Raw genomic sequence first — 25,149 nt, forward strand, 5'->3', positions numbered from 1 at the left:
AGGTCCGCGATGAGCTACGGACGGAGGCCGCGAGGTCCCATCGGCAGTGTGAAGGGCATCCGCCGGGTGGAAGGCGCGGATGCCGTTCCCCGCATCCGCGCGCCGGAGCGGGTGTCCGGAGTCGCGGCCATCGAAGCGCGTGAGGCCGGCAGGAGGTCCTTCTCCGATGCGCTGGAGCGGGTGGAGCGGGGACTGCACAGCGCGGAACCCCTGCCCACGCCGGCGCCCCGTCGTGCGCTGCCTCCGGTTCCGAGGCAGGAGGAGGATGATGAGGCGATGACGCCTCCCGAACCTCCGCCGGAGTCGTTCATCGGGCTGCTGTGGTGGAAGGTGAAGGGCCGGCTGCCCTGAGGCACCGCAGAGGACCTCAAGCGCATGGACTGGCGGCTGCGCGAGGTGCTGCTCGTCCCGGTGGAACGCCTCACCTGAGGACGAGGTCTCTGTCCGAATCCCGGCGGAAGGCTCCTCCGCCACCGCAGTGACACGGCCGACACTCCCTCCGCGCCAGCGGAGGGCCGTCCGCTCCACACGGCAGCGCGTCCGTCGCGGCCAGCCACTCCTCCGCTGCCTCAGAGGAAAACGCACGGCTGCCCCCGGACCACATTCCGTTCGCGGACGTGAATCTCTATTCAAGAGCCACTGCCGTACGCACCCGCCCCACGCACACCCGAACCTGGAGCCTTCATGATGGCCGCCACGACCCCGATGCCGACGCCCTCTTCCTCTTCCATGCCGATGATGGGGATGCCGATGAACCCCATGATGATGGGCATGGGCATGCCGATGAACCCCATGATGATGGGCGGAGGTATGGGCATGCCGATGAACCCCATGATGATGGGCGGAGGTATGGGCATGCCGATGATGAACCCCATGATGATGGGCATGGGCATGAACCCGATGATGGGCATGGGCATGGGGATGCCGATGATGATGCCCATGATGATGCGTCAGATGGCGCCGATGATGTGCCGGATGACCTGCGAGATGGGCAAGGACGGCATGGTGTGCAAGATGATGCCGATGGAAGGTCAGGACATGGCGATGATGAAGGAGTGCTGTGACGCCATGAACGCCATGATGACCATGGGCGCGCCGGTGACGATGATGTGCAACGGCATGCCCATGATGATGGGCACGGCCCGCTAGCCAGCCCGACTCAGCCGACTTCCTCGGCGTACGTCATCACCAGGTACATCTGCACGTCGTCGGGCCCCACGTTGCGGTAGACGTGGGGCTTGTCGGCCTCGAACAGGATGGCGTCACCCGCGGCGAGCAGGTGGCGCTCCGTTCCGACCTCCATCTCCAGCGTGCCACGCGTGACGATGAGGTTCTCCAGCGTGCCCGGAGGATGCGGCTCCGCGCGCTCCTCGCTGTGGCCCTTGAGCTGGAGCTCGTAGAACTCCACCCGCCGCGGCTCGTCGAACGGGAAGAGCGCCCGCGACACGAATCGCCCGTCATGGGACGTCAGCCGCTTGGCCTCGCGCGCCCGCATCAGCCGCGTGCCCGCGCCGCCCGTCATGCTGATGAGCGCGGAGAACGGCAGCTCCAACGCGCGGGCAATCTTCCACAGCACGTTGATGGTCGGCGCGCTCTGCCCGAGCTCTATCTGCCCCAGCATGGCCCGGCTCACGCCCGAGGCCTTCGCCAGCCGCTCCAGCGACAGGCCTCGCTGGCTGCGCAGCCGGCGCAGGTTCTTCCCCACGACGGGCGCCAGGTCCTGGTCCGTGTCGGGGTGGGCGACCTCGTAGGACCACGCCTTCTCCGTCTCCGGAGGAGCCTCCTGGGAAGCGGGCGCTGGCTCGACGGGTGGGACGGCTTCGTCGGCGGGCTCCCGCGCTTCGCGACGACTGCGCTCCGAAGCGCCCGTACCCCGCCGACCCGTGTTCTCCCGAACCGACTTCATACCGGCCAGACTACTACCCACACCCAGACGGGCATCCAGGGCCGAACCGGCGCGGGGCGCATCATCTGACACTGCTCGGCCTCACGCTTCTTGCGGAAGTCCTGCAGGTCGATGACGGCTGCGCTCATGGGTGGCCTCTTTGTTACCGGACGGATATCCGTCAAAACGGACGTACGGAATATCCGTTATGGCGGACGAATCGTCAAGGCAACGGAAAATGACGTTCAGAAGACGAAGCCGAGCCCCAGGTAGGGGCCGTGCAGGCGGTCCTGGTGGGAGATGCCGTCCACCGTGCCCAGGTCGTCCAGGAAGAGGCCGTGCCAGCCTCCGCGCATGACGAAGCCGCCCAGGTGCAGCGCCAGGCCGGCCGAGCCGTCGACCTGCCGGTAGGGCCAGGGGGTGACTTGCGCCCGCGCCTCCACATCCAGCGGCCCCAGCAGGCAGGCCTCGGCCGAGACGGCGAGGCTGGGCCCCACCAGGATGACGTCCGGCGCGCTGGCGGTGCTCACGCCCGCCTCCGCGCGGACGCGGCCACGCGGATGGACGTAGAGGACGTGGCTCAGGTGTGCCTCCACCAGCGTGAGCCGGTCCTTGCCTTCCGTCCCGTCGTCGGTGGGCAGCGCCAGCCGGAGCACGTTCGCGGCCACGCCGAAGCGGCGCTCCTCGAAACCGAAGGAGTAGTCCAGGGCGCTCGCGCCTTTTCCCGGGAGCATGCCCTGTGCGCCCAGGCGCAGAGACAGCGGCGCGGCGTGACGGCGCTCCCGGACGTCCGAGGCGTCAGGCTCCGAGTCCAGGTGCGTGCCCGTCGAGGCGATGGCGTAGACGAGCCCCTCCAGCATCACCTGGAAGAGGCTGCCCAGGACCTCCTCGCCGATGCTGCGCGCCGCCTCGCTGCAACAGCCGTCGCCGTCCGAGTCCGACGATTGGAAGCCCTCCCCCTTCGAGGGAGGCGCATCGTCGTCGTCATCATCGTCATCATCGTCATCGGAGCCGATGGCGGTGGCCTCGTGCGTCTCGTCCTTCGAGTCCGAGGAGGTGCGCTTGCCGAAGCGCGCGTCCGCGCCGGGCGCAAAGAGGAGGCAGGCGGCGAGCGCCGCCGACAACAGGGCCCTGGGTGCTGGCATGTCCCCCTCCGACGTGGTGGGCGCGGCGACGAAGGCCGCACCCGCCATTCAAGCCTGGAAGGGAGCTGGAATGCCAATCGGCCTCGCGGGGCAGGTCAGCGCCCGCGCGTGCCGCCCGCGCCGTCGTTGAAGGTGTCACACGCCTCCAGCGTCCCCTGCTCCAGGCCCCGGCGGAACCAGTGCACGCGCTGCGCGGAGGAACCATGGGTGAAGGACTCGGGGACGACGCGGCCCTGTGCGCGACGCTGGAGCGTGTCATCGCCGATGGCCGATGCGGCGCCCAGGCCCTCCTCCACGTCGCCCTCCTCCAGCACCTTGCGCTGCTTCTGCGCGTGGTGGGCCCAGATGCCGGCGAAGCAGTCCGCCTGGAGCTCCGTCAGCACGGAGAGCGCATTGGCGTCGCCCTCGGACATGCGGCGGTGCTGGGAGTGGACCTGGTCGGAGATGCCCAGGAGGTTCTGCACGTGGTGCCCCACCTCGTGCGCCACCACGTAGGCCTGCGCGAAGTCACCGGGCGCGTCGAAGCGGCGGTCCAGCTCGTCGAAGAAGGTGAGGTCCAGGTACACGCGCTGGTCCGGCGGGCAGTAGAAGGGCCCCACCGCGGCGTCCTGCGTGCCGCACGCGGACCGCACCATGTCCGAGAAGAGCACCAGGCGCGGCTGCTGATACGTGACGCCCAGCGGCTGCAACAGGCCGGGCCAGGTGTCCTCCGTGTCCGCGAGGATGACGGACACGAAGTCCTTCATCTCGTCCTGGCGCGGGTCCACCGGCTGCCCGGAGCCGCCCGTGCCCGGATACGAGCCCTGGCCTCCGCCGCTGTTCACCACGTCCGAGGGGTCGCCCCCGAGCAGCATCACCAGCAGGGCCACCACGATGGAGCCGACCCCACCCCCCACCGCCAGCGGGCGGCCGATGCCACTGCCCCGCCGGTCCTCGATGTTCGAGCTGCGACGTCCCCCCTGCCACCTCATGCGGCCTGCCCTCCTGATGGTTCCTCGCTGGGAGGAAGGTAGGCAGTCCCCGTGGGGTGTAGCGGCCTCCCCGACGCCCCCTCGCCCGGAGGAACGGACACCAGGCGAGGAGGCGTGCGGCGTGGACAGGGCCTGGAGGCGCGGCGCGGCCCGAAGCGTCAGGAGCGCCCACCTACCGCGTTGGCGACATGCTGGCTGCCCCAGTGCGCGACGCCGAGGATGGTCTCCATGGGATTGACACCCAGCGCGGTGGGGAACACGGAGCCGTCCACCACGAAGAGGTTGTCCGCGTCCCAGTAGCGCAGCGTGCTGTCCACCACGCTCGTCTTCGGACTGCCGCCCATGGCGCAGCCGCCCATCTGGTGCGCGCTGGCCACGCGGCACAGGAGCGGCGCGTAGGGAGCCTTGTCCAGCAGCGCCACGTCCTTCTCGCCGTGCATCACCACCGGCGATGAGTGCGGACTCAGCACCTGCTCCGCGCCCGCGGCGAATTGCAGACGCGCGGCCACCTTCAGCGCCTCGCGGAAGCCCTCCCAGTGGAAGTCCGTGAGCGGGTAGTCCACCTTCAGTCGCGTGTACTCGCCCTCGCCGCGCAGCCCCACCGTGCCGCCCTCGTCCTCGGGGTGCACGCCGTCCAGGGTGATGGAGATGACGGCATTGGCAAAGGGCAACTGCGACATCAATTCCTGGTGCGCGGCGCCGAAGCCCGGCATCGTCACCGAGGCGAGGACGGGGTGGATGGGCGGCACCTCGATGAGCCAGCCCAGCTTCCCGGGCCCGCGGTCGATGAACTGGCGCGAGTAGACACTGAGCGGCGCGCCGTAGAAGGCGTCCACGCGCTCGCGGAAGCGGCCCGTGGACACCACGACGGGGTGCAGGAAGAAGCGCTTGCCCACCAGCCCTCGCGCGGTGAGCCCGCTGCGCAACAGCAGTGCTGGCGAGTTGATGGCCCCACCGCACACCGCCACCACCTTCGGCTTCACCGTGAGCTTGCGTCCCGTGGGCCGGTCCGTGCGCGGGTCCAACACGTCCGCGTGCACCGCCACCACGCGCATGCCGTCCATCTCCAGCTTGCGTGCGTTGGCATTGGCGAACAGGCGCATCCCCTGCTCCACCGCGTCTGGAATCAGCGTCACCAGCATGGACTGCTTCGCGTCGGTGGGGCAACCCAGCCCGCACGTCCCCAGGGCCGCGCATTGTCTGACATTGCGCTTCACCGTGCCCCGGCTGTAGCCGAGCTTCCCCAATCCCTCCCACAGAAGCTGGTTGTTGCGATTGGCCCGTTCAATCGGCCAGTCGCGGATGTTCAGCCGCTCCTCCAGCCAGTCCCAGTGCGGGGCGAGCGTGTTCTCGTCCAATCCCTTCACGCCGTGCACGTCGCGCCAGCGGTGGAGGATTTCCGGCGGGGTGCGGAAGCTGGCGCACCAGTTGACGGTGGTGCCGCCGCCCACGGTGCGCCCCTGGAGGATGCTGATGGCCAGGTCATCCGTGGCCCGGTTGGCCAGCTCCTGGTACAGCGTCGAGTAGGCCGTGGCCTCCTTGAGGTCGAAGTCGCGGCGGGTGCGGTAGCCGCCGGCCTCCAGCATCACCACGTCCAGCCCGCGCCGCGCCAGCTCATGGCCCAGCACGCCGCCTCCCGCGCCGCTGCCCACCACGCACACGTCGCAGGTGATGACGCGGTCCTCGGTGAGCTCGTCTCCGGTGAAGATGCGTCCCGTCATGGCGTGCCCCCTTCCTTCTGCGTCAGCGGCGCGGGGCGCGGGCCTTCGCCCTTCCAGACCGGCGCGTTGGCGTCATGGAAGCCCTCCGGCGGGACGTAGCCCGCGGCCGCGGCCACCGACGGGTGCATGTAGTAGGCGCTGTACACCAGCGTGCGCAGCGCATGGTGTCCCGAGCGCCGCAACACCAGACGCGAGGTGCGCCAGTCCTCGAAGACGGCGTCCTGCTCCTCGGGAGACAGCCGCGAGAAGGGCGTCACCCGGCCGCTGAAGAGGAAGCCCGCGAGCGCGTTGTCGAAGAGGCCGAGCAACTCTCTCACCTCCTTCGCCACGGATGGGTCTCCGCGCGCGAGCAGCCCGTCCGCCGTGAGGGCCACGCGCGCCGCGTCCGCGTCCGGCCAGCCCGGGCGCCCCGGGAAGGCGCGCCGCGCCAGCGCCTGGAGCGTGGCGTACTCGCGAGGGCCCAGCACCTGGAGCCCATCAGGCACGGGCAGCGAGAGCCCATCGCGAGAGGCCAGCAGCGCGCTGCCGCCCAGCGCCAGCAGCGCACCTCCGAAGAGCCCCCGCTTGAGCAGCTTGCGGCGGGTCAGTGACACGTCCATTCCAACCTCCGGGTCCGGGAACGGCGGGGTTGCTCGACGTCTCAGCGTGCCGACCCGACGGCGGCGAAGTGCAGGGGCGAGGAGGAAGGTCGGTGGCCGCTGGCGGAAGATGAGGCGGACATGAGCAGCGCGGCACGAAGACGTCGGCTCATCGCGTGGCAGCCTACCGCTCCCTTGCCTGTTCTGACAGGGAGAGTGAGTGTCAACGCACGTGGCAACGCTCCCGCCTGTATGCCCCTACGAGGGCAGGGCGAGCATGGAGGAAGCGAGCACCCTGCGCGCACCTCCGGATGCAGGGCAAGCGGGGCTGAAGTGACCCTTTTTACTGCGGGGTCCGGCCACCCGAGCATGCACGTGTTCATGGCTGTCCCCCACCCTTCGCCGTTCCCCTCCTGCTTCTCGCGACTCGCCACGCTGGGCGCGGCGCTGCTCCTGCTCCTCACCGTGACGCCCATGGCCCGGGCCGCTCCCGAGCCCGACGCTCCCGTCGACCTGCGCGATGGGTGGCGCTTCCGCTGGGGTGACGCTCCCGCGTGGGCGACGGAGACAGGCGAGACGCCGGACTGGCGGCCCGTGCAGGCGCTGAAGCCGCCCGAGGGCCGCGGCGACAACACCTTCCTGTGGCTCAGCATCCCCGTGTCCACGGGCCCCTGGGAGAAGCCGGCCCTCTTCCTCGGCGAGGCCGCCAGCGCCGTCGAGGTGTATTTCCACGGCCAGCGCATCTACACCAGCGGCGAGCTGCGCCCCTCGGGCCGCGAGGTCCCCGAGAGAATGGGCTGGCACCTGGTGCCCCTGCCACGCGAGGCGCTCGGTGGGCGCGTGCTGCTGCGCCTCCAGTCCAGCACTCCGAACATCGGCGTGGGCGTGAGCGCCCGCGTCGGCGAGCACCATGCGCTGCTGACCTCGGCCGTGCGAGCCGGGCAGGCGCCCTTCATCATGAGCATCCTCATGCTCGCGGTGGCCGTCGTCGCGGGTGGTGCCTTCGCGATGCACTGGCGGCGCCGCATGCTGATGGGCCTCACCGTCTTCGCCGCCAGCGGCGCGATGATGCTGCTCGGCGTGAGCAACATGTTCACCGCGCTCTGGAATGCGCCCCGCGTCGGGATGCTGGCGGTGCAGGTGGGCATCTACCTCGTCGAGGCGGGGCTCATGGAGTTCGTCGCGGACGCGCTCGTGGACAAGCGCGTCCGCTGGCTCCACCGGAGCACGGCGGCGGTGTGGGTCGTCAACGTCGTGTGTGCCCTCGCGGTCCTCGTCACCCCCCGTCTTGGCCAGCAGTTGCTGTTCCTCCACATGCCCGTCTCGCTCGGTACCCTGTTGCTGTGCGTGGGGGTGGCCGCGCACGAGGCGTGGCGTGGCAACCCGGATGCCCGCATCTTCGCGGCCGGACTGGCCGCCTTCTTCGTCTCCGTCCTCATCACCGTGCTGCCCCTCATGGGGGCCGTGGAGACGTCGCCCGGCAACCTCACCCCCTGGGGCTACCTCGCGCTCACCGCGACGCTCGTCGGCGTGGTGGCACGCCGCTCCGTGCAGGTGGTCCGCTCGCTGTCGGAGTACACGCATCAGCTCGAGGCACGGCAGCAGGAGGTGCGCCACCTGGCCGAGCGCATGGGCAACGGCGCCGGTGAGCTGGCCACCGTGGCGCAGCAGCTCCGCACCTCCAACGACGCGCAGGCCTCGGGTGTCAACCGGCAGGCGGTGGCGCTCCAGCAGGCGGACCAGACGGTGCAGGAAATCCGCAGGGCCTCGCAGCTCACGGCCGAGAAAGCCGCGGCGCTCGCCGCCTCCGCCGAGGGCGCCGAGACGGTGGGGCGCGAGGGCGCGGCGGCCGTGGAGCGCACGCTGGCGGACCTCACCGCCATCCGCGCCGAGGTGTCGGAGATGGCCAACCGCATCCTCGCGGTGGAGACGCGCACGCGCGAAGTCACGGGCATCGTGGACGCGGTGAAGGCGCTGGCGGACCAGTCCAACATGCTGGCCATCAACGCGGCCATTGAAGCGGTGCGCAGCGGAGACAGCGGCAAGGGCTTCGGCGTGGTGGCGCGGGAGATGCGCAGCCTCGCGGACCAGTCCATCCAGGCCACCGAGCGCATCCGCGACGTGCTCGACGGCGTGAGCGCCAGCATGCGCGAGGCCGCGAAGGTCAGCGAGCAGGGCGAGCAGCGCGTGCGCGGCAGCGTGGACGCGGTGCGCGCCTCGGGCGCGCAGCTCCAGAAGCTGGCCGCCATCATCAACGAGACCAGCGCGAGCATGCGGCAGATTACCGCCGCCGTGAGCACGCAGGATGCGGGCACGAACCAGATGGCGCAGGCCATCCAGGAGCTGTCCGCTCAGATGTACCAGACGCTGAAGAGCGTCCAGGAGACGCAAGAGGCCACGCGCTCCGTGCACTCGCTGGCGGAGAGCATGTCGGGCATGGCCACCCAGGCAATGAGCTCCGAGGGGTGGACCACGCCCGCCCCCGTGGCCCGCTGACGCCGCATTCATGCAGGCTCGGGCGACGTCAGGGCTCAGGCGTCCACGTTGAAACGACAGGCGGGACGACCCCGGCCCGTCAGTCCACGCGCCGTGCCGGCACGACGCGCTGGTCGATGACGCCGAAGGGCCCATTTCGCCCGTCCGGCCAGCGCGCCTGCATCCGCACGCGGTCACCGAACTTCATGTACGGCGTCACCGCCGCACCGCCGTCGAGCAATTCGATGACTCGCCGCTCGGCGATGCAGGACGAGCCGGCCGTGCGCGCCTCGTTCGACACGGTGCCGGAGCCGATGACGGTGCCCGCCGTCAGTCGCCGCGTGCGGGCCGCGTGGGCGATGAGCTCTCCGAAGTGAAAGTGCATCTCACGCCCATGGGCATCACCGAAGCGCTGTCCGTTGAGCTCCACGCGGAGACTCAAGTGGAGCCGCCCATCGAGCCAGGCCTCGCCCAGCTCGTCGGGCGTCACCGCCACCGGTGCAAAGGCCGTCGAGGGCTTGGCCTGCAGGAAGCCGAAGCCCGTCTTCATCTCGCGCTGCCCGAGGACGCGCAGGCTCCAGTCGTTGAGCTGCACCACGAGCCGTACGCAGCCCAGCGCCCTTGCGGGGCTCGCGGCCATGGGCACGTCGCCGACGATGACGCCGAACTCCCCCTCGAAGTCGATGCCGTCGGCCTCATCGGGCAGCGGCACGTCCGTCATGGGGCCGAGGAAGTCGTCGCTCGCGCCCTGGTACATCAGGGGCACGGTGTCGAAGCCGGGAATGGGCGGGGTGTTGAAGGCACGCTCCATCAGCCGGCCGTGGTTCAGGAACGCGGAGGCATCACACCACTGTGGAGCGCGGGGCAGTGGCGCGGCGCAGCGCGCAGGCTCGAAGGCCGCGCCCGCGACGCGACCCGCATTCAGTTCGTCCGAGAGGGCACGGAGCCTCGCGTCGACGTCGCCCCACTGTTGAAGCGCGCCCAGGAGATGCGGCGCGATGGCGCTGGCGTCCACCCAGCGCGACAGGTCACGTGACACGACATGCAGCCGGCCATCCAGCGAACCGTCATTCAACGTCGCAAGCTTCATTGGAGACCTCACTCGAGCAGGCTGTGCGTTCTGCCAAACCGGATGTGCGACGTGCCGCGGGTCAGCGCGGGCTCAGCGCCTCGCGGATGGCCGGGTCGAAGGAGCCGTCCACCAGGATGAACAGCATCCGGCACGGCTTGCCGGAGCGGTTGGCCCAGGCGTGGTTGGTGCCGCGCTGGATGACGACACTCCCCGGCTTGAGGTCTACCTCCGAGTCGTCCAGCACGAGGGTGATTTCGCCCTCGATGACGATGCCGTAGTCCACCGACTCCGTGCGGTGCATGAGCGGATGCGGCGAGTCCGACTTCACCGTCGAAGCCCCGGCATCGCCAATCTCCGAGAAGGCGTCCTTCATCTTCGAGGCGCCATGCTTCAGGTACTCGTCCGTGTCCGGAGGAATGTCGACGAACCGGATGCGAGTGCCCGCCTTCGGGGGAGGCAGGCTCAGCGGGCCCACCGTCGGGTCCGCCCCATTGTCGATGGGCGCGGGAGTCGCGCGCGTGTTCCAGACCTCGTGAAACACCGTGCCGGGCACGTGCGTCAGCGGGACGACGGTGGGCAAAGGACCGTTGGAGGAGATGATGGCCTTGCCACGGGAGTCATGCCCCGTGACGACGCGGTGGATGATGGGAAGGCTCATGTCGGGCTCCGGGAATCAGTGGCTGACGGCGCTCTTCTGCGCTCCCGGCGGAGGACCGCCCGGAGCCCACTTCTCTCTCTGCTGGAACAGGAACAACTGCGACGAGTCCGCGCCCATCGGCACCTCGCGCGCCGCCCAGCTCTCGTCGTGCAGGTCCATGTCCGCGTCGTATTCGACGTGACAGGACAGCGGGCTCTTGAAGTACCAGAACCAGTTCGAGCCGAGCTTGTGACGGCCGGGCCCCCAGAAGGACTGATGGCCCTTGCTCACGAAGCGCGTGCCGGCCTGCATCACCTCCGTGGGCCCGCCCATGTGGAAGGTGAAGTGCTCGCAGCCCTTCATGTGCGGCGGCGTCTGGATGAGGAACAGCGTGTGGTGGTCCAGGGTGCCCGCGGGCCGCAGGAAGGGGCCCACGCCCTTGAAGCGGTCCGTGCAGTGGAAGCCCAGCCGCTGGACATAGAAGGCCTCGGCCTTCGCCGCGTCGGGCACGAAGTAGACGACGTGGGACAGCGAGCGCGGGCGAGCCACGGCCTCCTCGTCGACGGCCACGACATTGACGGGCCGGCGAGGCGGCGCTCCCGGCGCGTTCACCGCCTCCGCCGGCAGGCTCAGCGGCCTCCGCACCGTCACCTGGAAGGCGATGGAGAAGCCCAGGTCATCCGCCGTCTGGAACGAGCCATCCGCGAGCCACCGCACCTCGCGGTCCCTGACGAGCTCGGCGGCAATCTTCTCCAGCGTCGCCTTGTCGGCGACACCATAGACAGTCAGCCGCAGCATGCTGGCCGTGCCCAGCGGCGGAGGCAGGGTCGGGTCGTCCCCGCGCGCGATGACGATGGCGGTGCCATCCAGCGCCTCGAAGCGCCCTCCCCGCTCCGTCACGCCGACGGGCTCCAGGCCGTAGTCGGTGAGGTACTTCGCGCACGCGGCGACGTCGTCGACGCCGAACACGAGGGCATCCGGTCCGATGATGTTCATGACTCTCCCACTCTGAAATGTTTCGCGAAGCCGAAGCTCACGCCGAGGTGCGGCCGCCGAGCGTCTCCGCCACCCAGTCGGCGATGTAGTGGCCGGCGTTGATGCTGTTGTCGAAGCTGGAGTGCTGCGCGCCGCCCTCGCGCTCGGTGAAGACCTTCAGCTCGCGCTTCGGGCTGTTGACGAGCTGCGCGTAGGTGCGGTGCGCCCACTTCAGTGGAATCTGCGAGTCCTTCTCGCCGTGGGTCACGAGGAAGGGCACCTTGATGCGCTCGACGACGCCGTCCAGGTGGACGTTCTCCGCGAGCTTCATGAACTCCTCCACGCTCTTCGCGCCCCACACCCAGCACACGTGCGCCCAGTAGTGCGGCACCGGGAAGTTGCCCTCCTTCTCCAGCCGGCGCTTCTGCACGTCTCGCCAGTCGTGGTTGGCGCCCCAGACGACACCGCAGGCGAAGCGGGGCTCGAAGGCCACCGCGCGCGGGCAGTAGTAGCCACCGAGCGACACGCCCTCCATGCCGATGCGCCTCGGGTCCACGTCGTCGCGCGTCTCCAACCAGTCCACCACGCGGCTCGCCCAGTGCTCGCTGTCGAAGCGCGCCGTCATGCCGTGCAGCCGCAGCGCCTCGCCGGTGCCGGGCTGGTCCACCACCAGCGACGAGACACCCCGCCGGGCCAGCCACGCGGGCAGGCCCACGCGGTACTTCATCTCCTTGGTCGAATCGAGCCCGTTGACCTGTACGAGCAGCGGCGCCCTGCCCCGCACGCCTTCCGCGCGAACGTACAGGGCGGAGAGGTGCTTGCCCTCGTAGGGAATCTCGACGCGCTCACAGTTCTCACCGGAGAGCTTCAGCCCGTGGGCGAAGACCTCCAGGAAGCGCTGGTAGAGCTCCAGCCGTCCGGGCGCCCCGTGCGCCTGCAGGCGCTCACAGGTGAGGTAATAGGTGGCGGCGCGGCTGTATTTCTCGCCGGCCGACAGCATGCGTCCCTTCGCCTCGTCCTCGGCGGCCAGGGCACACAGCTTGTCGGCCATCTTCGACCAGGTCTCGCGGAAGGCCTGCACGCCGGCCGCGTCGGGCTGGCGGGCGGCCTCCTGCAGCGGCGCGCACATCTCCTCGATTTCGCCCAGGCGGGCGCCCATCTCGATGGCGAGGTCCACCGAGAGGTTCCAGACGTAGTTGGTGGGGAAGTATTTGAACATGAGGGGTCCGCCGTTCAGATGTCGGCCAGCAGTGCGTGGTGGGACTTCGCCATGAGGGCGTTGAGCAGCTCCGGGGAGCCGTTGCCCTGCTGCATCTCGCCAATCTCGATGGAGCTCTCGACCACCCTCCGGCAGCGCTCCCAGCGGCGTGCCATGAAGCGCTCGAAGGCGTCAGGCACCGAGCCGCTCGACGTGAGCAGCTCGCTCAGGACGAGCGCGTCCTCGATGGCGATGCCCGCGCCCGAGGCGAGGTGTGGCGTGGTGGCGTGCGCCGCATCGCCGATGAGGATGATGCGCCCGCGGAACCAGGGCCCCGGCACCAGCACCGCCTCGAGCGGGCGGTAGTTGATGAGCGATTGCGGCCCCAGCCCGTCGCGCAGCCGCCCCAGGATGCCGCCGAACGGGGCCATGACCTCGCGCAGGCGGAGGTGGTGCAGCCCGGGTTCAATCCAGACCTTCTCCGGCACCGGCTCCAGCAGCCACATGTACATCTGCTGCTGGGACACCGGCATCAACCCCGCCGTCACCCGGCCCGCCATGAAGAACCAGGGCCGGTCGACCTCCTCGGGGCGCTCCGCGACGAGCCGCCAGCAGTACTGCCCCGTGTAGCGAGGCACCGGCGCCTCCGGGAACAGCGCGGCCCGCGTCTTGGAGAAGACGCCATCCGCCGCGACGACGAGGCTGTAGTCGCGCACCGTCCCATCCGTGAAGGTGACGGAGACGGAGTCGCCCCGGTCCACCCAGGTGCTCGCGGATACGCCGAGGCGGACGTCCACCTCCATCGCCCGCACGCGGGACGACAGCACCTCATGGAGGTCCGGGCGCATGATGCCGCCGGCCGTGGGCAGGTCCGGCTCGATGGGGAACATGGGCAGCTCGGCCACCTGCGTGCCGTCCCCATGGCAGATGCGCGCGCCACAGTCGATGAAGAAGCCCTTCGCGCGGAGCGGCTCCAGGATGCCGAGCCGCTTGAAGGCCCGGTACGTCGGGCCGGTGATGCTGATGCCGGCGCCGTACACGCGCCACTGCGGGTCAGTCTCCACCAGGTCCACGCGCCAGCCCGCCTGGCGCATGCGGATGGCGAAGGACATGCCACCGATTCCCCCGCCCAGCACCAGCACCGGCAGCGAGGTCCCCACAGCATTCCGCGACGTCGTTGGGTTCATGAGCGTCTCCGTCAACCGAGGATGCGGACATCCGAGAAGTTGCCGCCGCCACGCGTGCGGACGTGGAACGCGCCCAGGAGCTCCAGCGGCCCGAGCCCGGCCAGCGCATTCACGATGTGGAACTGCGTGGGCATGTCCTCCCAGCGAGCCTCGGCGAAGGCGAAGTGGCCTGTGCCCCGAAGCTCCTCCTCCACCGCCACCGGCCCGGCGGGCGTCGGCCAGAGCGTCAGGGAGTCCGCGTCCCCTTCCCCGGGAGCGCCCGTCCTCGGGACGAACTTGTGGCTCACGATGCCGTCATGGCCGGCGGGCCGCGCCGAGCCCGCGAGCGACGACGCGGACGGCGGCGCGAGCCCCTCCAGCGTCATGGAGAAGAACGGGAAGCCGAGCCAGCTCGCGCTGTAGTGCCGCCGACCGGAGAGCACCCGAGGCGGCGGAATCTCCGCGTAGAGCTTGGGTGCACCGAGCTCGTCGCGCCCGGTGAGGATGGGGTCCGTCAGGCTCTCCCACATGACGGGGACGAAGCGGCCCCGCACGTCGTCGCGGCGGCCCCGGTAGCGCACGGGCAGATAGAGCGCGAGGAGGTTGTAGCCACGCCCGGCGAGCCATTCGACTTCCTCCAGCTGCTGGACCTCGACGGAAAAGGTGCCGTCTCCGTCGAGCTGGAGACCCGGTGGGAGCAACGCCTCGAGGCGCGTGCGCTCCACACGAGCGGTGATGCCGGCGACGGTGCTCCTCGGGCTCCGCGAGGCATCCGGTACGAAGGGCGGCGGAATCCAACGCGGCCCCGCGGACGGGCCGAAGCTCGTGGGCATGCGACGGTCGTAGACGGGCATCGGCACCTCCCTCGGAAAATCTGATACGTCATCAAATATGATTCGTCATCAGTTTTGTCATCGCGCAGTGCGTTAGCGGCGACCTGCAATGTGTTCGACGGCGTGGCCCGTGGCGGGCAGGATGCCGGCCGACATGGCGACACGCGGTAGAGCGAAGAAGAAGGCAGACGAGGCGACGAGCGAGACGCGCAACGAGCGCCGGAAGCGTGAGACGCGGGAGAAGCTGCTCGAGGCCGCGCGGGCGCTCGCCGCGGAGAAGGAACCGGCGGCCATCTCCATCGCGGAGATTGCCGAGCGGGCGGACGTCGGCTTCGGCTCGTTCTACAACCACTTCGAGTCGAAGGAGGCCATCCTCGAGGAGGCCACGCTGCAGGCGGCTCGCGAGCTGCGGGCCTCGATTGAGGCCGCCATCAGCCAGGAGCCGGACCCAGCCGTGCGGATGGTGCAGGCCATGCGCTACGTCATGCGCCACGCGCTGCGAGACAAGATGTGGGGCTGGTTCGTCGTCCGGACGGACCACGCCCTCACCGGCATCCGCGAGTCGATGGGCAGCGCCATGGCCAATGACCTGCGCCTCGGGCTGGAGACGGGCCGCTTCACCTTCGAGGACGCGTCCGTCGTGGTCGAGTTCCTCATGGGTGGCTCCCTGGCGCTGATTCGCGCGGCGCTGGAGGGCCGGCTGTCCCACGACAAGGCGGAGCAGGGCCTCACCCTGATGCTGCGCTCGCTGGTCGTCGAGGGAGCGCTGGAGCCGCTCACGAAGCACCCCCTCAAGCCACTGCGGCGCTGAAGGCTACGCGTCCAGCAGTACCTGCAAGTCGTCGGGGATGGGCATGGGCGTGAGGATGCCCACGTTGGCGCCGCCGGTGTTGCCCAGCGGCGCGCGGCCCAGCCACGAGCCCGGCCCCGCGACGAGGATTCGGGCGAACTGCCCCAGCAGCTCGCGCGCGTCGTTGCGCCGCCAGCCATAGGCGAACATCCGGCAGTGCACGTAGACGTGCGGCCCCGCGTAGGCCTGGCTCAGGATGTGGGCCCGCTCCAGGTGGCGCCAGGCGCGGGGCAATTCGTCGCGGGCCTCGGCCTCGACGGCTTCGCGCAATTCCGCCTCGTAGGCGGCGCGCAGCTTCGGCTTCATGGGCATGACTTCCTCCTCATTGAGTGCGCCCAAGCTCGCGCGAGGAGGGGCCCGTGGGCTTGTAAGAACTCGCTACTCCGGAGGTGGCAGCACCCAGTCCACGACGCCGGCAATCTCCGACGGGGACATGCCGAAGGTGCGACGGAAGGCGTGGCTCAGGTGCGCGCTGTCGGTGAAGCCCGCGGCGTGTGCCGCCTGCGTGAGTGACTCCCCGCGCTGGAGGTGCGCGGCGGCTCGCTGCAATCGCAACCACAGGATGTAGGGACGCAAGGGCAGCCCCACCTCCTCGCCGAACAGGTGAGACAGCCGTCCCTCGGAGAGCTCCACGCGCGCCGCGAGCGCGGACAGGCGCACGTCCTCCTCCAGCAGCTCCGGCAGCAGGCGCAGGAGCTTCTTCACCGCGGGGTGCGCCGGTGGGGCCTGCCGCGTGTCGGCACTCAGCGCGTGTAGCAGCGCGTGCGAGACCCGCTCCGCGTCGGCCCAGCGCCTCGGCACGGTCGTCACACCGGGCACCTCGCACAAGGGGACTCCCGCGCGCTGCCAGGCGTCCGCGTCCGCACCGATGTCCAGCGTGCGCAACTGACGGCCCACCACGTCATCGGGGTTGACGTGCAGGATGATGACGGCGGGTCCCGAGCGGACGATGGTGTGCTCGACATCGGGCGGAGTCACCGCCGCCCTGCACGTCACCACCTGCCCCCGCGCGTCCCGCAGCATCACCGGCTCCCCGAACGACACGAGGAGCTGGAAGGAGTGGTGCGCATGCGGGCGCGTCTCACCGAGCGGCCCGGCGTACAACAATCGCCGGGGCCCGAAGAAGAGCTGCCCCTTCCATACGCTCTGCCTGCTCACGGGGCTCAGGGCGTGGGCTGCGCCGAGGCCGCCTGGACCGCGGGAGGCGAGGCGAAGGCGGGGGCTTCCTGCGTGCCGTGCATCTCTCCGAGGACGATGAGGGCCGCGGGCTTCAGCAGTGCCTCCCTGCCGGGGATGGCCGGGCCACAGTCCGCCTTCGGCGCGGTGGCGACCAGCAGGTGACGCAGGGAGACGGTTGTCATTGGGGTGTGGGCCTCCTCGTTCGGCGTGGCACTCTGCCCGGGACCACGGAGGATGGACAACCCCAGACATCTCTCGCGGTCGCGGCCCACCCCTCCCCTGGATTTCGGATGAGCACCCGCCCGACAATGGGGACACATGGCAAGACAGGAGTCCCTTCCGGCGGAGTTGCGCCATCTGCTGGCCCAGGTCCTCGCCGAGGGCTCCCCCCGTCCCGAGGAACTGCGGAACCTGGCCGAGCAGCTCATCCGCGTCGCCGGGCACCTCGAGGGCGCCGGGAGCGCGGGAGCAGTGCGCGCCCTACCGGAGGCTTCAGGGCGCGATGCGAGCACAGCCAGAGCTGGAGCCTCACCCGCTGACGCGCTGCTGCCACTCCCGCCGCCTCCCCTGCCACAAGACCTCTTGCAGGCACTGGATGCGGAGTCGGCGCTCTACCGGGGGAAGACGCTCCACGGGGCCCGCGACGTCGAGGTGGAGCCACCGGGTCTCGTCAGCCTCGAATCAGACCGGATTCCAGACCCGTCGTGGGCCGGCGGAATCCTCCTGGGCTTCGCGGATGGGAAGACGGTCTTCCGCGGAGAGGTGCTGCACGTCGACCCCGTGACGGCGCGCCTGTTCTCCCAGCACCTGGGCCCGGAGCTTCGCGAAGCGGAGCTGGACCGGGTGGACCCCTGGGTCTTCACTCCCTTCGACTTCTCCCAGTCCATCCTCGCCGCTGCCCGCGCATGCGCACCACGCGCGGCGCGATTGGAAGAGGCGCTGCGCCTCGTGGAAGGGCACCTGCCTTCGGTCCGGGACGCTTCAAGTGCCGAAGGCAAGAGGCCGGAGTCGGTCTGGGGCCAGCCCTGGGCACTGCTGTGGGGACCGCCAGGGACGGGCAAGACGGAGATGACCGCGCAGCTCATCGCCGAGTCCCTGCTCGCGGCCCCGGAGCAACGAATCCTCGCGGTTGCGCCCACCAACCGCGCCGCCGACACGCTGGCCATGCGGGTGGCCCGGAAGCTGGAAGAGCGTGGCCAGCTCTTCCTGGGCGGCGCATCCCGGGTGTACCGGGGAGGACTCGGTGCGGGGCCCGACCTGCTGCGCCAGTTCCCCCGGCTGGTCCAGGACCCCGAGTTCGCGGACCTGGCCGCGAGCCGCGAGGAGGCGGAGGCCCGCGCCCGACTCGCGGAGGCCCGGGGCCGCCCGGCCCGGGAGGTGGCCCACGCGCGCGCCAACGCCGTCCATCAGCGTCACCAACTGACTGACGAGACAGCCCGGGTGGTGCAGCTCGGCCGGACGGGCCTGGTGGTTCTCACCGTCCACCGCGCGCTCAAGCTCGTCTCGGAGCTGGGGGGCCAGGAGTCCTTCTGGCGGCTCGTCATCGACGAGGCCGGCATGGTGCCTCGCGCCGCCGCCGCGCTGTTGACTCCGCTCGCGCGGACCGTGTTCCTGGCGGGAGACCCCAAACAGCTCGGGCCCATCTCCGCCGCGGAAGGCGTGCAGTCGTCCGTGCGGCGCTGGCTGCGCGCGTCCCCCATGTCGCACCTGCGTGATGCCGGGCGGGATTCCCAGGCCGCGCACGTCCTGCTGCTTCGCACCCAGCACCGCATGCACCCGGACATCTCCTCCGTGGTCAGCCACTTCGCCTACGAGGGGACGTTGGAGGACGGCGAGGGTCCACGCACCCGCGCGCCACTCCGGGTGCCCAAGCCCTTCCCCGAGACGCGTGCCGGCTGGGTCGTGCTGGACAGCTCGCTGGGGGACGGGAAGCACCTGCACGCCGAGCGCGGCCCGCGTGGGCGTGGGTACTGGCGCAAGGCGTCGGCGGAGCTCGCGCTGAGACTATCGGCCCCCGCGGTGCGCGCCCGGCTCCGCGTCCTCGTGGTGACGCCGTATCGCGCCCAGGCCGAGTGGTTGCGGAAGGAGGCCGCGGCACGGCGGCTCGACATCACCGTCTTCGCCGCGTCCACCGTCCATCGCCAGCAGGGCACGGAGTACGACGTGGTGCTGGTGGACACCGTCAACGCCGGCCGTCCCTTCGCCTCCAACGAATTGACAGCCATGCTGAACGTCGCGGCGAGCCGCGCACGCGAGTACCTGTTCGTTCTTGCCTCCAAGGCGGAGGCCCATGCCCACGTGCCCTGGCGGCTCCTGTCCAGACTGGAACCCATCCTCGTGCATGCCCCGGAAACGGGGCCGCTGAAGTGGGCCCGTGTGGAGTTCAAGCCTCGGCGCAAGGTGCCCGCGCGGCCGGCGCCCCGGGGCGTGGCGGATGAGATTCAGGCCTGGCGCGAGGGCGGAAACCTGGCGACCCACGAGCAGCGAGCCCTCTCCGAGCGGCGTGTGACGGAAGGGCACCACGTGGTGCGCGGCGTGGCGGGCAGCGGAAAGACCTACGTGCTGGTGCGCTGGGCGGCGCGCTTCCTCAGGGAGCACACCTCCGCGCGCGTCCTCATCACGTTCTTCAACCGCTCACTGGCCTCGCTGATTCGCAGGCTGCTCCGTGAGGCCCTGCTGGAGCAGGGCGCACCCGATGACGGAGAGTCGATGCTGGCCCGGGCATTCATCCTCAACGCGGACAAGGAGAGCCTGAAGCGGGTGGCGGACTTCGACGCCATCTTCGTGGACGAGGCGCAGGACCTGGAGGTGGAGCAACTCGTCGCCCTGCATGGCGCGGTGAAGCCGATTCCGTCACCCACCGGAGGTCCCCCGGCACGACCGCTCTTCCTGTTCCTGGATGACTCCCAGAACATCTACGGGCGCGGCACGCTGGAGGAGATGCGGGCCCTCCTCCCCGAGGACCTGTCCTTCGCCGGCCGCGTCCGCGTGCTGCGCGAGTCATTCCGGAGCACGCGCCAGGTGCTCGAGCTGGCCTTCAATGTCGTGCTGGACCCGCTGGGGCTCCACTCCGAGCCCAATCCCGGGATGCGCGAGTTCATGCGCACACGCGAGTTGTTGGAGCATGGACTGGTCCTGGAGCCACGCGGGGCCGACGAGATATTCCAGGTGGCGTTCACCGAGCGCGAGGGCACCGTGCCCGTGGTGAGAGGCTTCGACTCACCGGAGGCCGAGCACGCGTGGCTCATTGGCGAATTGCGGCGGGCCCTGTCCGAGGGTGTGAGGCCCGCCGATGTGCTCATCGTCGCGCTCCAGGGAACCCATCGGTACGCGGATGCGCTGAAGGGCGCCGGCCTCCACGCGGTTGCCTATGGCGGGAAGAACGGCGCACGGCCGGAGAGCTTCCCCTCCGAGGGCGCCGACCACCTTCGCGTCACGACCATCATGTCCGCCAAGGGACATGAGAGCCCCTTCGTGTTTTTCGTGGGCGTCGAGGACCTGGATGACATTGCCTGGATGATGAAGGACCGGCCGCGGAAGGATGCTCGGGAGATGGAGCGGACCCGGCGCTCGCTCTTCTACGTCGCGTCGACTCGCGCCACCCTGCGCCAATATGTATCGGGGCATGCACAGGCGCGGTTCGTGCGAGTCGCGCGGGAGTACGCGCGAAAGATGGAGGGAGTGAGAGTCACGGAAGGAGGCAGCGCGCCTTGACGTGGCTGCGCGTCAGGGCAGCAGCTCCCCTCCTTCCGACCCCCTATAAAGTAGCAACTTTCCCAAGAAGAACAACGGGTTGACCTGCACGCGTCCAGGGTTCACCTTGCCGCGCATGAGTCACCCCCATGGCACCCTTCCGGAGCACGCTCGCGCCATCATCGCCGAGGAGGAGGCCCTGCTCGCCCGCATCCAGGCGACGCTGGAGGCAGCCCGACACAAGGCCGGCAGCGGCCCGGACACCCGGGGCCTGGTCGCCCAACTCCAGGTGCTGCGCGACGACGCGGCCACCGCCGCCGTCGCGGACCTGCCGCACCTCTTCGCGCAGATGAACCAGATGCGCTCCCTCATGGAACGCCAGGAGGCCGCGCGCCTGCCGGACTCCCAGGCCCCCTACTTCGCGCACCTGCGCCTGGACGGCCAGGGCGGGCCCCGCGACTACCTCCTGGGCCGCACCACCTTCGCGGACGTGGGCGCCGGCGTGCGCGTCATCGACTGGCGCTTCGCCCCCATCGCCCGCGTCTTCTACTGCTACGAGGAGGGCGACTCGTACGAGGAGTACTTCGGCGAGCGGCTCGCGGAGGGCACCGTGGAGACGCGCCGCCTCGTCGTCATCGAGCGCGGCGTGCTCACGCGCATCATCTCCGGCCCGCTCGTCCTGGAGCGCGCGCCGGACGGCGAGTGGCACAGCGTGGGGCTCGACGTCACCACGCTCCAGTCGGGCGGCGCGGGCACCGCCGCGCGTCCGGAGTTCCTCGGCACCGGCAAGGGCGCTCACCGCCGCGAGGATGCCTTCGGCGTCACCGCCCTCCTGGACGCGGAACAGTACGAGGCCGTCAGCACCGGCCCGGACCGGCCACTGCTCGTGCTGGGCAGCGCCGGCAGCGGCAAGACGACGGTGGCCCTGCACCGGCTGGCGAAGATTGCCTTCGACGACGCGGAGACCTTCCCGCAGTCGCGGATGAAGCTCATCGTCCCCGAGGAGGGCCTGGCCCGGCTGTCGCGCCGCCTGCTGGCGCCGCTGGGCCTGGGCAACGTGTCGGTGCAGACGCGTGACTCCTGGCTGCTGCAGGTGGCGAAGCAGGCCTTTGATTTGCCCGGCATCAAGCTGTGGCACGACACGCCGCCGCTGGTGTCGCGCTTCAAGCGCCACCCCACCCTGCGGCGCGCGCTGGCCGCCCGCGTGGGCGTGCCGAAGACGTCGGCGGGCGTCACCCTGGAGCGGCTGCGCAAGCGATTGGCGGACGCGTACTTCGACCGGCACTTCCTGGATACCGTGGTCAACGCCGCCCACGGGGAGCTGCCGCGCACCGCCATCGACGAGGTGCTGGAGCACACGCGCCTCCAGCACGCCACGCCCCTGTCCAAGGAGCTGAAGGACATCACCGACCCGGACATGCTCGTCACCGTGGACGGGAAGGCCATCGAAGAGGACACGCCGTATGCCCTGGCCGGCACCGTGGACCTGGATGACCTGCCCATCCTCATGTTCCTCAAGGCACAGCACACCTCGCTGGGCCTGGAGCGGCTGGCGCACGTCGTGCTCGACGAGGCGGAGGACTTCTCCCTCTTCGAGCTGTTCGTCGTGAGCCGCCTGCTGGGCAAGGGCAAGAGCTGCACGCTGGCCGGGGACGAGATGCAGCAGACGGACGCCGGCTTCGCGGGGTGGCCCGCCGTGCTCAACGAGCTGAACATCCGCGACGCCGCCACGTGCCGGTTGCAGGTGTCCTACCGCTGCCCGCGGCCCGTGGTGGAGCTGGCGCGGCAGGTGCTGGGCACGCAGGCCCCCGAGGCCAACAACACGGGCCGCCCGGGCGCGCCGGTGGGCTTCCACCACTTCCCGGACGAGGCGCAGGCGCAGCTCTTCATCGGCGAGGCGCTGCGAGACCTCGTCTCGCGCGAGCCGCACGCGTCGGTGGGCGTCATCGCCGCCAGCCCCGAGTCCGCGGAGGCCGTATACCGCGTCGTGGCCGACATGCCCTGGGCCCGCCAGGTGAGCGACGGCGAGTTCACCTTCGAGCCCGGCGTGGACGTCACGGACGTGGGCAGCGTGAAGGGCCTGGAGTTCGACTACGTCATCCTCCCGGACGTGACGGCGCGGGCCTACCCCATGGACGACGAGTCGCGCCGCCGCCTGCACGTGGCGATTACGCGCACGTCACACCAGCTCTGGGTGGTGTCCTCCGGCGTGCGCAGCCACCTCATCCCGGGCGCTGGCGCGGCAGCTCCACGGTGAAGGTGGAGCCCCGGCCGGGCGCGCTCTCCACGTGGATGCGCCCTTCGAGCGCATCCACAATCTGCTTCACAATCCAGAGGCCCAGCCCCAGCCCGCCGTAGTGGCGCTCGCTGGCGAGCCGCTCGAAGCGCTGGAAGAGGCGCACCTGCCCTTCCGGGGCAATGCCCATGCCCTCGTCGCGCACCACCAGCCAGGCCTTGTCCGCGTCCGCGCCCACGCGCACTTCGATGGGGCGGCCCCGGCCGTACTTGATGGCGTTGGACAGGAGATTCTGCAGCACCTGCTCCAACCGCATCCTGTCCCAGTGGCCTCGCGCGGGGCCCGGTGCGTCCAGGCGCAGCTCGCACCCCGCGCGCGCCAGGTCCTCGGAGAAGCGCGGCACCATCTCCCGCGCGAGCGCGGCCAGGTCCAGCTCCTCGCGCTCCAGCTTCAGCCGACCGGCGGTGATGCGGGACACGTCCAGCAGCTCGCGCACCAGGCTCGACAGGCGGGAGAGCTGACGCTGCACGGCCACCACCTTGGTGGACAGCACCTCCGGTGCGCGCGAATCCAAATCCCTGCGCAGCGCGTGCACATTGAGGGTGAGCGAGGTGAGCGGCGTGTTCAGCTCGTGGGACGCGACGGAGAGGAAGGTGTCGCGCGCGCGGATGGCGTCCTGCGCCTCCATGTAGAGCCGGCCGTTGTCCAGCGACGAGGCCGCGCGCCGGGCCAGGTCCTCCGCGAGCCGCACGTCCGCCTGCGTGTACCGCCGCCGGGACTCCGTGTTGACGAGCGTGAGCGCACCGAGGACCCGGCCGCGGCTGATGAGCGGCACGGAGATGTACATCCGCACGCCCAGCTCGCGCGTGGCCTGGAGCCGCTCCGGGTCTCCCGCCAGCGCCTGCTCCACCAGCTCGGGGAGAATCTCCGGACGGAACTCGGTGATTCCCTCGCGCAGGACGCGGCCGATGCCCTCCGCGTCGTCCATGCGGATGGGGTAGCGGGAATGGAAGGCCTGCGTGCGCTCCACCATGCCGGGGCGCACGTGGGCCACCGCCACGCGCCGCACCTGCCCGTCCGGCCCGGGCACGTCCACGGCGCACCCGTCCGCCAGCGTGGGGACGGCGAGGTGGGCCATGCGCTCCAGAATCTGGTCGTGGTCCAGCGACGAAGCCAACACCGCGCTCGCCTGCGCGAGGAAGGCCGCGTGACGCTGCGCGCGCCGCGTCTCGTCGTACAGGCCGCGGAGCGTCGCCTCCTGCTTCTTCTCGGCCGTTATCTCCCGCGAGAAGACATAGACGCGCCCGTGGCCCCGGAAGAGGCGCTTGACGAACCAGCGCTCACGCTCCGCGAAGTGGCACTCGAACTCCTCGGACTGGCCCGTCTCCACCACCCGCCGGAAGCGCTCCTGGAACGAGTCGCCCGTGATGTCCGGGTAGAGCTCCCACAACACGCGGCCCAGCAGGTCCGCCCGGGACCGGCCGAAGTTCCGCTCCATCGCGGGATTGACGTAGAGGCACACCGCCGCCGCGTCGCAGACGGCGACGCTCTCCGGGAGCTGGTCGAGCAGGACGGTGTCGATGCCCGCCAGGTCGGCTCCGGCGGAACCGGCGCCGGCGAGGCCCTGTTCGGTCAGGGGATGTTCCACGCTTTGGGTGAAGGAGCGGACCACGGCGTTCGTTTCATTCGCTTAACATCACCGTCCCGCACGCCCCACTCCCACCCGCCGCGCTTGTGCTCGGCACCCAACACTCCCCGGCCCGGGCGGCCAGAAGTGCGAGCGGCCGGGGAGGCCGTCTTTCCCCGTGTCACACGCCGTGTGAAGACATCCATGCTCAGGGCTGCTGCCGGCCCTGACGCCACGCCTCGCGGCGGCGCTCCTGCTCCTGCCGGCGCGCGAAGGCCTCCTGCTCCTGGCGCGGCAGCTCCGCCAGCCGCGTGCGGTGCATGTCGATGCTCAATTCGTACAGGCCGCGCTCCTGCTCGGGGAGCCTGTCGCCATAGTCCGCGAGCACGGTGGTGGCGAAGGTCAGCATGTCCTCGGACACCTGGCGCCGGTGCGCGTAGTACTGGCGAATCTCCTCCTCGGTGGCCTCGCCGGACAGCACCTTGCCGTAGGCGTCGTTCCACCGCCGGGTGTCCTCGTCGCGCTGCCTCAGCACCTCCGGGTCCTCCGTGGGCGCGGCCAGCGTCCAGTAGAGGTTGTCCGGCAGCTTCGCGCGCAGCACCTTCAGGTCCACGGGGTGCACCTCCGGCGCCGGGGCATCCGCCGGCACGGACGGAGGCTGGGGCAGGTACGCCGCCACCGCATTGCCGTCGGGCTGAGCGGGCGCGGGCGGCGGAGTGGCCGGCGCAGAGGCCGCCACGGGTGAAGCGGGCGCCGAGACCGGAGGCGTCGCGGCCCCGGTGGAGTCCGCGGGCTCCGGGCTCTTCAGGAGCACGACGACGAGGACGACGAGTCCCACGACGGCTCCCACCGCCACCAGCCACGGGAGGCCCTTCCACCGAGCATTCACGGCCATACGGACCCGAATA

The 25,149-nt window shown here is 70.3% G+C and carries 23 protein-coding genes; 6 read left to right on the forward strand and 17 right to left on the reverse strand.

From position 1 onward, the window contains the following. Nucleotides 1-9: 9 nt before the first annotated feature. Both ACVTJA_RS38700 and ACVTJA_RS38705 read left to right on the forward strand, forming a co-directional pair. Complete coding sequence (locus ACVTJA_RS38700) at nucleotides 10-351, forward strand: hypothetical protein (RefSeq protein ID WP_465827836.1); 342 nt, start codon at nucleotides 10-12, stop codon at nucleotides 349-351. A 333-nt stretch (nucleotides 352-684) separates the two neighbouring features. Then, nucleotides 685-1,149, forward strand: coding sequence for a hypothetical protein (locus tag ACVTJA_RS38705; RefSeq protein WP_465827838.1), 465 nt, complete (start codon nucleotides 685-687; stop codon nucleotides 1,147-1,149). Nucleotides 1,150-1,159: 10 nt separating this feature from the next. On the opposite strand, the gene ACVTJA_RS38710 is transcribed toward ACVTJA_RS38705, so the two are convergent. The 6 genes from ACVTJA_RS38710 to ACVTJA_RS38735 all read right to left on the reverse strand — a co-directional run bounded on the left by ACVTJA_RS38710 (nucleotide 1,160) and on the right by ACVTJA_RS38735 (nucleotide 6,321). Beyond that, nucleotides 1,160-1,906 (reverse strand): helix-turn-helix domain-containing protein, encoded by a 747-nt coding sequence (locus ACVTJA_RS38710; protein ID WP_465827840.1) that lies wholly within the window; start codon nucleotides 1,904-1,906, stop codon nucleotides 1,160-1,162. Beyond that, nucleotides 1,903-2,034 (reverse strand): hypothetical protein, encoded by a 132-nt coding sequence (locus ACVTJA_RS38715; protein ID WP_256445442.1) that lies wholly within the window; start codon nucleotides 2,032-2,034, stop codon nucleotides 1,903-1,905. The genes ACVTJA_RS38710 and ACVTJA_RS38715 overlap by 4 nt, the downstream gene beginning before the upstream one ends. A gap of 96 nt (nucleotides 2,035-2,130) precedes the next feature. Beyond that, nucleotides 2,131-3,030 (reverse strand): hypothetical protein, encoded by a 900-nt coding sequence (locus ACVTJA_RS38720; RefSeq protein ID WP_465827842.1) that lies wholly within the window; start codon nucleotides 3,028-3,030, stop codon nucleotides 2,131-2,133. A gap of 95 nt (nucleotides 3,031-3,125) precedes the next feature. Then, nucleotides 3,126-4,001: a KPN_02809 family neutral zinc metallopeptidase gene (gene ypfJ, locus ACVTJA_RS38725; protein ID WP_465827844.1), complete on the reverse strand. Its 876-nt coding sequence runs from the start codon at nucleotides 3,999-4,001 to the stop codon at nucleotides 3,126-3,128. A gap of 158 nt (nucleotides 4,002-4,159) precedes the next feature. After that, a complete protein-coding gene (locus ACVTJA_RS38730; RefSeq protein ID WP_465827846.1) occupies nucleotides 4,160-5,722 on the reverse strand; it encodes a GMC family oxidoreductase N-terminal domain-containing protein in 1,563 nt (520 codons plus the stop codon). Continuing rightward, nucleotides 5,719-6,321, reverse strand: coding sequence for a gluconate 2-dehydrogenase subunit 3 family protein (locus tag ACVTJA_RS38735; RefSeq protein WP_465827848.1), 603 nt, complete (start codon nucleotides 6,319-6,321; stop codon nucleotides 5,719-5,721). The genes ACVTJA_RS38730 and ACVTJA_RS38735 overlap by 4 nt, the downstream gene beginning before the upstream one ends. A 360-nt stretch (nucleotides 6,322-6,681) precedes the next feature. Between ACVTJA_RS38735 and ACVTJA_RS38740 the strand changes: the two genes are divergently transcribed. Beyond that, the gene (locus ACVTJA_RS38740; protein ID WP_465827850.1) at nucleotides 6,682-8,796 is read left to right on the forward strand and encodes a methyl-accepting chemotaxis protein; all 2,115 of its coding nucleotides are present in this window, start codon (nucleotides 6,682-6,684) and stop codon (nucleotides 8,794-8,796) included. Nucleotides 8,797-8,875: 79 nt separating this feature from the next. On the opposite strand, the gene ACVTJA_RS38745 is transcribed toward ACVTJA_RS38740, so the two are convergent. The 6 genes from ACVTJA_RS38745 to ACVTJA_RS38770 all read right to left on the reverse strand — a co-directional run bounded on the left by ACVTJA_RS38745 (nucleotide 8,876) and on the right by ACVTJA_RS38770 (nucleotide 14,677). Next, nucleotides 8,876-9,865 (reverse strand): fumarylacetoacetate hydrolase family protein, encoded by a 990-nt coding sequence (locus ACVTJA_RS38745; RefSeq protein WP_465827852.1) that lies wholly within the window; start codon nucleotides 9,863-9,865, stop codon nucleotides 8,876-8,878. Nucleotides 9,866-9,926: 61 nt separating this feature from the next. Further along, a complete protein-coding gene (locus tag ACVTJA_RS38750; protein ID WP_465827856.1) occupies nucleotides 9,927-10,505 on the reverse strand; it encodes a cupin domain-containing protein in 579 nt (192 codons plus the stop codon). A gap of 15 nt (nucleotides 10,506-10,520) precedes the next feature. After that, nucleotides 10,521-11,480: a VOC family protein gene (locus ACVTJA_RS38755; protein ID WP_465827860.1), complete on the reverse strand. Its 960-nt coding sequence runs from the start codon at nucleotides 11,478-11,480 to the stop codon at nucleotides 10,521-10,523. A gap of 37 nt (nucleotides 11,481-11,517) precedes the next feature. Continuing rightward, nucleotides 11,518-12,678, reverse strand: coding sequence for an alpha/beta hydrolase family protein (locus ACVTJA_RS38760; protein ID WP_465827863.1), 1,161 nt, complete (start codon nucleotides 12,676-12,678; stop codon nucleotides 11,518-11,520). A 14-nt stretch (nucleotides 12,679-12,692) separates the two neighbouring features. Further along, nucleotides 12,693-13,844, reverse strand: coding sequence for an FAD-dependent monooxygenase (locus ACVTJA_RS38765; protein ID WP_465827865.1), 1,152 nt, complete (start codon nucleotides 13,842-13,844; stop codon nucleotides 12,693-12,695). 11 nt (nucleotides 13,845-13,855) lie between these two features. After that, nucleotides 13,856-14,677: an acetoacetate decarboxylase family protein gene (locus ACVTJA_RS38770; protein WP_465827868.1), complete on the reverse strand. Its 822-nt coding sequence runs from the start codon at nucleotides 14,675-14,677 to the stop codon at nucleotides 13,856-13,858. A gap of 133 nt (nucleotides 14,678-14,810) precedes the next feature. Between ACVTJA_RS38770 and ACVTJA_RS38775 the strand changes: the two genes are divergently transcribed. Beyond that, the gene (locus ACVTJA_RS38775; RefSeq protein WP_465827870.1) at nucleotides 14,811-15,467 is read left to right on the forward strand and encodes a TetR/AcrR family transcriptional regulator; all 657 of its coding nucleotides are present in this window, start codon (nucleotides 14,811-14,813) and stop codon (nucleotides 15,465-15,467) included. A gap of 3 nt (nucleotides 15,468-15,470) precedes the next feature. On the opposite strand, the gene ACVTJA_RS38780 is transcribed toward ACVTJA_RS38775, so the two are convergent. The 3 genes from ACVTJA_RS38780 to ACVTJA_RS38790 all read right to left on the reverse strand — a co-directional run bounded on the left by ACVTJA_RS38780 (nucleotide 15,471) and on the right by ACVTJA_RS38790 (nucleotide 16,867). Beyond that, nucleotides 15,471-15,818 (reverse strand): DUF3703 domain-containing protein, encoded by a 348-nt coding sequence (locus ACVTJA_RS38780; RefSeq protein ID WP_465827871.1) that lies wholly within the window; start codon nucleotides 15,816-15,818, stop codon nucleotides 15,471-15,473. 66 nt (nucleotides 15,819-15,884) lie between these two features. Then, nucleotides 15,885-16,664, reverse strand: a complete 780-nt coding sequence (locus ACVTJA_RS38785) for a helix-turn-helix transcriptional regulator (protein WP_465827873.1) — start codon at nucleotides 16,662-16,664, stop codon at nucleotides 15,885-15,887. A gap of 5 nt (nucleotides 16,665-16,669) precedes the next feature. Then, nucleotides 16,670-16,867 (reverse strand): hypothetical protein, encoded by a 198-nt coding sequence (locus tag ACVTJA_RS38790; RefSeq protein ID WP_465827876.1) that lies wholly within the window; start codon nucleotides 16,865-16,867, stop codon nucleotides 16,670-16,672. Between the two features lie 136 nt (nucleotides 16,868-17,003). On the opposite strand from ACVTJA_RS38790, the gene ACVTJA_RS38795 reads away from it, so the two are divergent. Both ACVTJA_RS38795 and ACVTJA_RS38800 read left to right on the forward strand, forming a co-directional pair. After that, on the forward strand, nucleotides 17,004-20,399 hold the full coding sequence (locus tag ACVTJA_RS38795; protein ID WP_465827877.1) for an AAA family ATPase: 3,396 nt from the start codon (nucleotides 17,004-17,006) through the stop codon (nucleotides 20,397-20,399). 115 nt (nucleotides 20,400-20,514) lie between these two features. Then, entirely contained in the window at nucleotides 20,515-22,635 is a 2,121-nt protein-coding gene (locus tag ACVTJA_RS38800; protein ID WP_465827879.1) for an ATP-binding domain-containing protein, read from the forward strand. Here the strand turns inward: ACVTJA_RS38800 and ACVTJA_RS38805 are convergent. Both ACVTJA_RS38805 and ACVTJA_RS38810 read right to left on the reverse strand, forming a co-directional pair. Further along, nucleotides 22,601-24,262: a PAS domain-containing sensor histidine kinase gene (locus ACVTJA_RS38805; RefSeq protein WP_465827882.1), complete on the reverse strand. Its 1,662-nt coding sequence runs from the start codon at nucleotides 24,260-24,262 to the stop codon at nucleotides 22,601-22,603. The genes ACVTJA_RS38800 and ACVTJA_RS38805 overlap by 35 nt on opposite strands. A gap of 187 nt (nucleotides 24,263-24,449) precedes the next feature. Further along, nucleotides 24,450-25,136 carry a hypothetical protein gene (locus ACVTJA_RS38810; RefSeq protein WP_465827884.1) on the reverse strand — a complete coding sequence of 229 codons (687 nt, stop codon included), beginning with the start codon at nucleotides 25,134-25,136 and terminating at the stop codon, nucleotides 24,450-24,452. Nucleotides 25,137-25,149 lie beyond the last annotated feature (13 nt).

Source organism: Pyxidicoccus sp. M6, assembly GCF_055568925.1.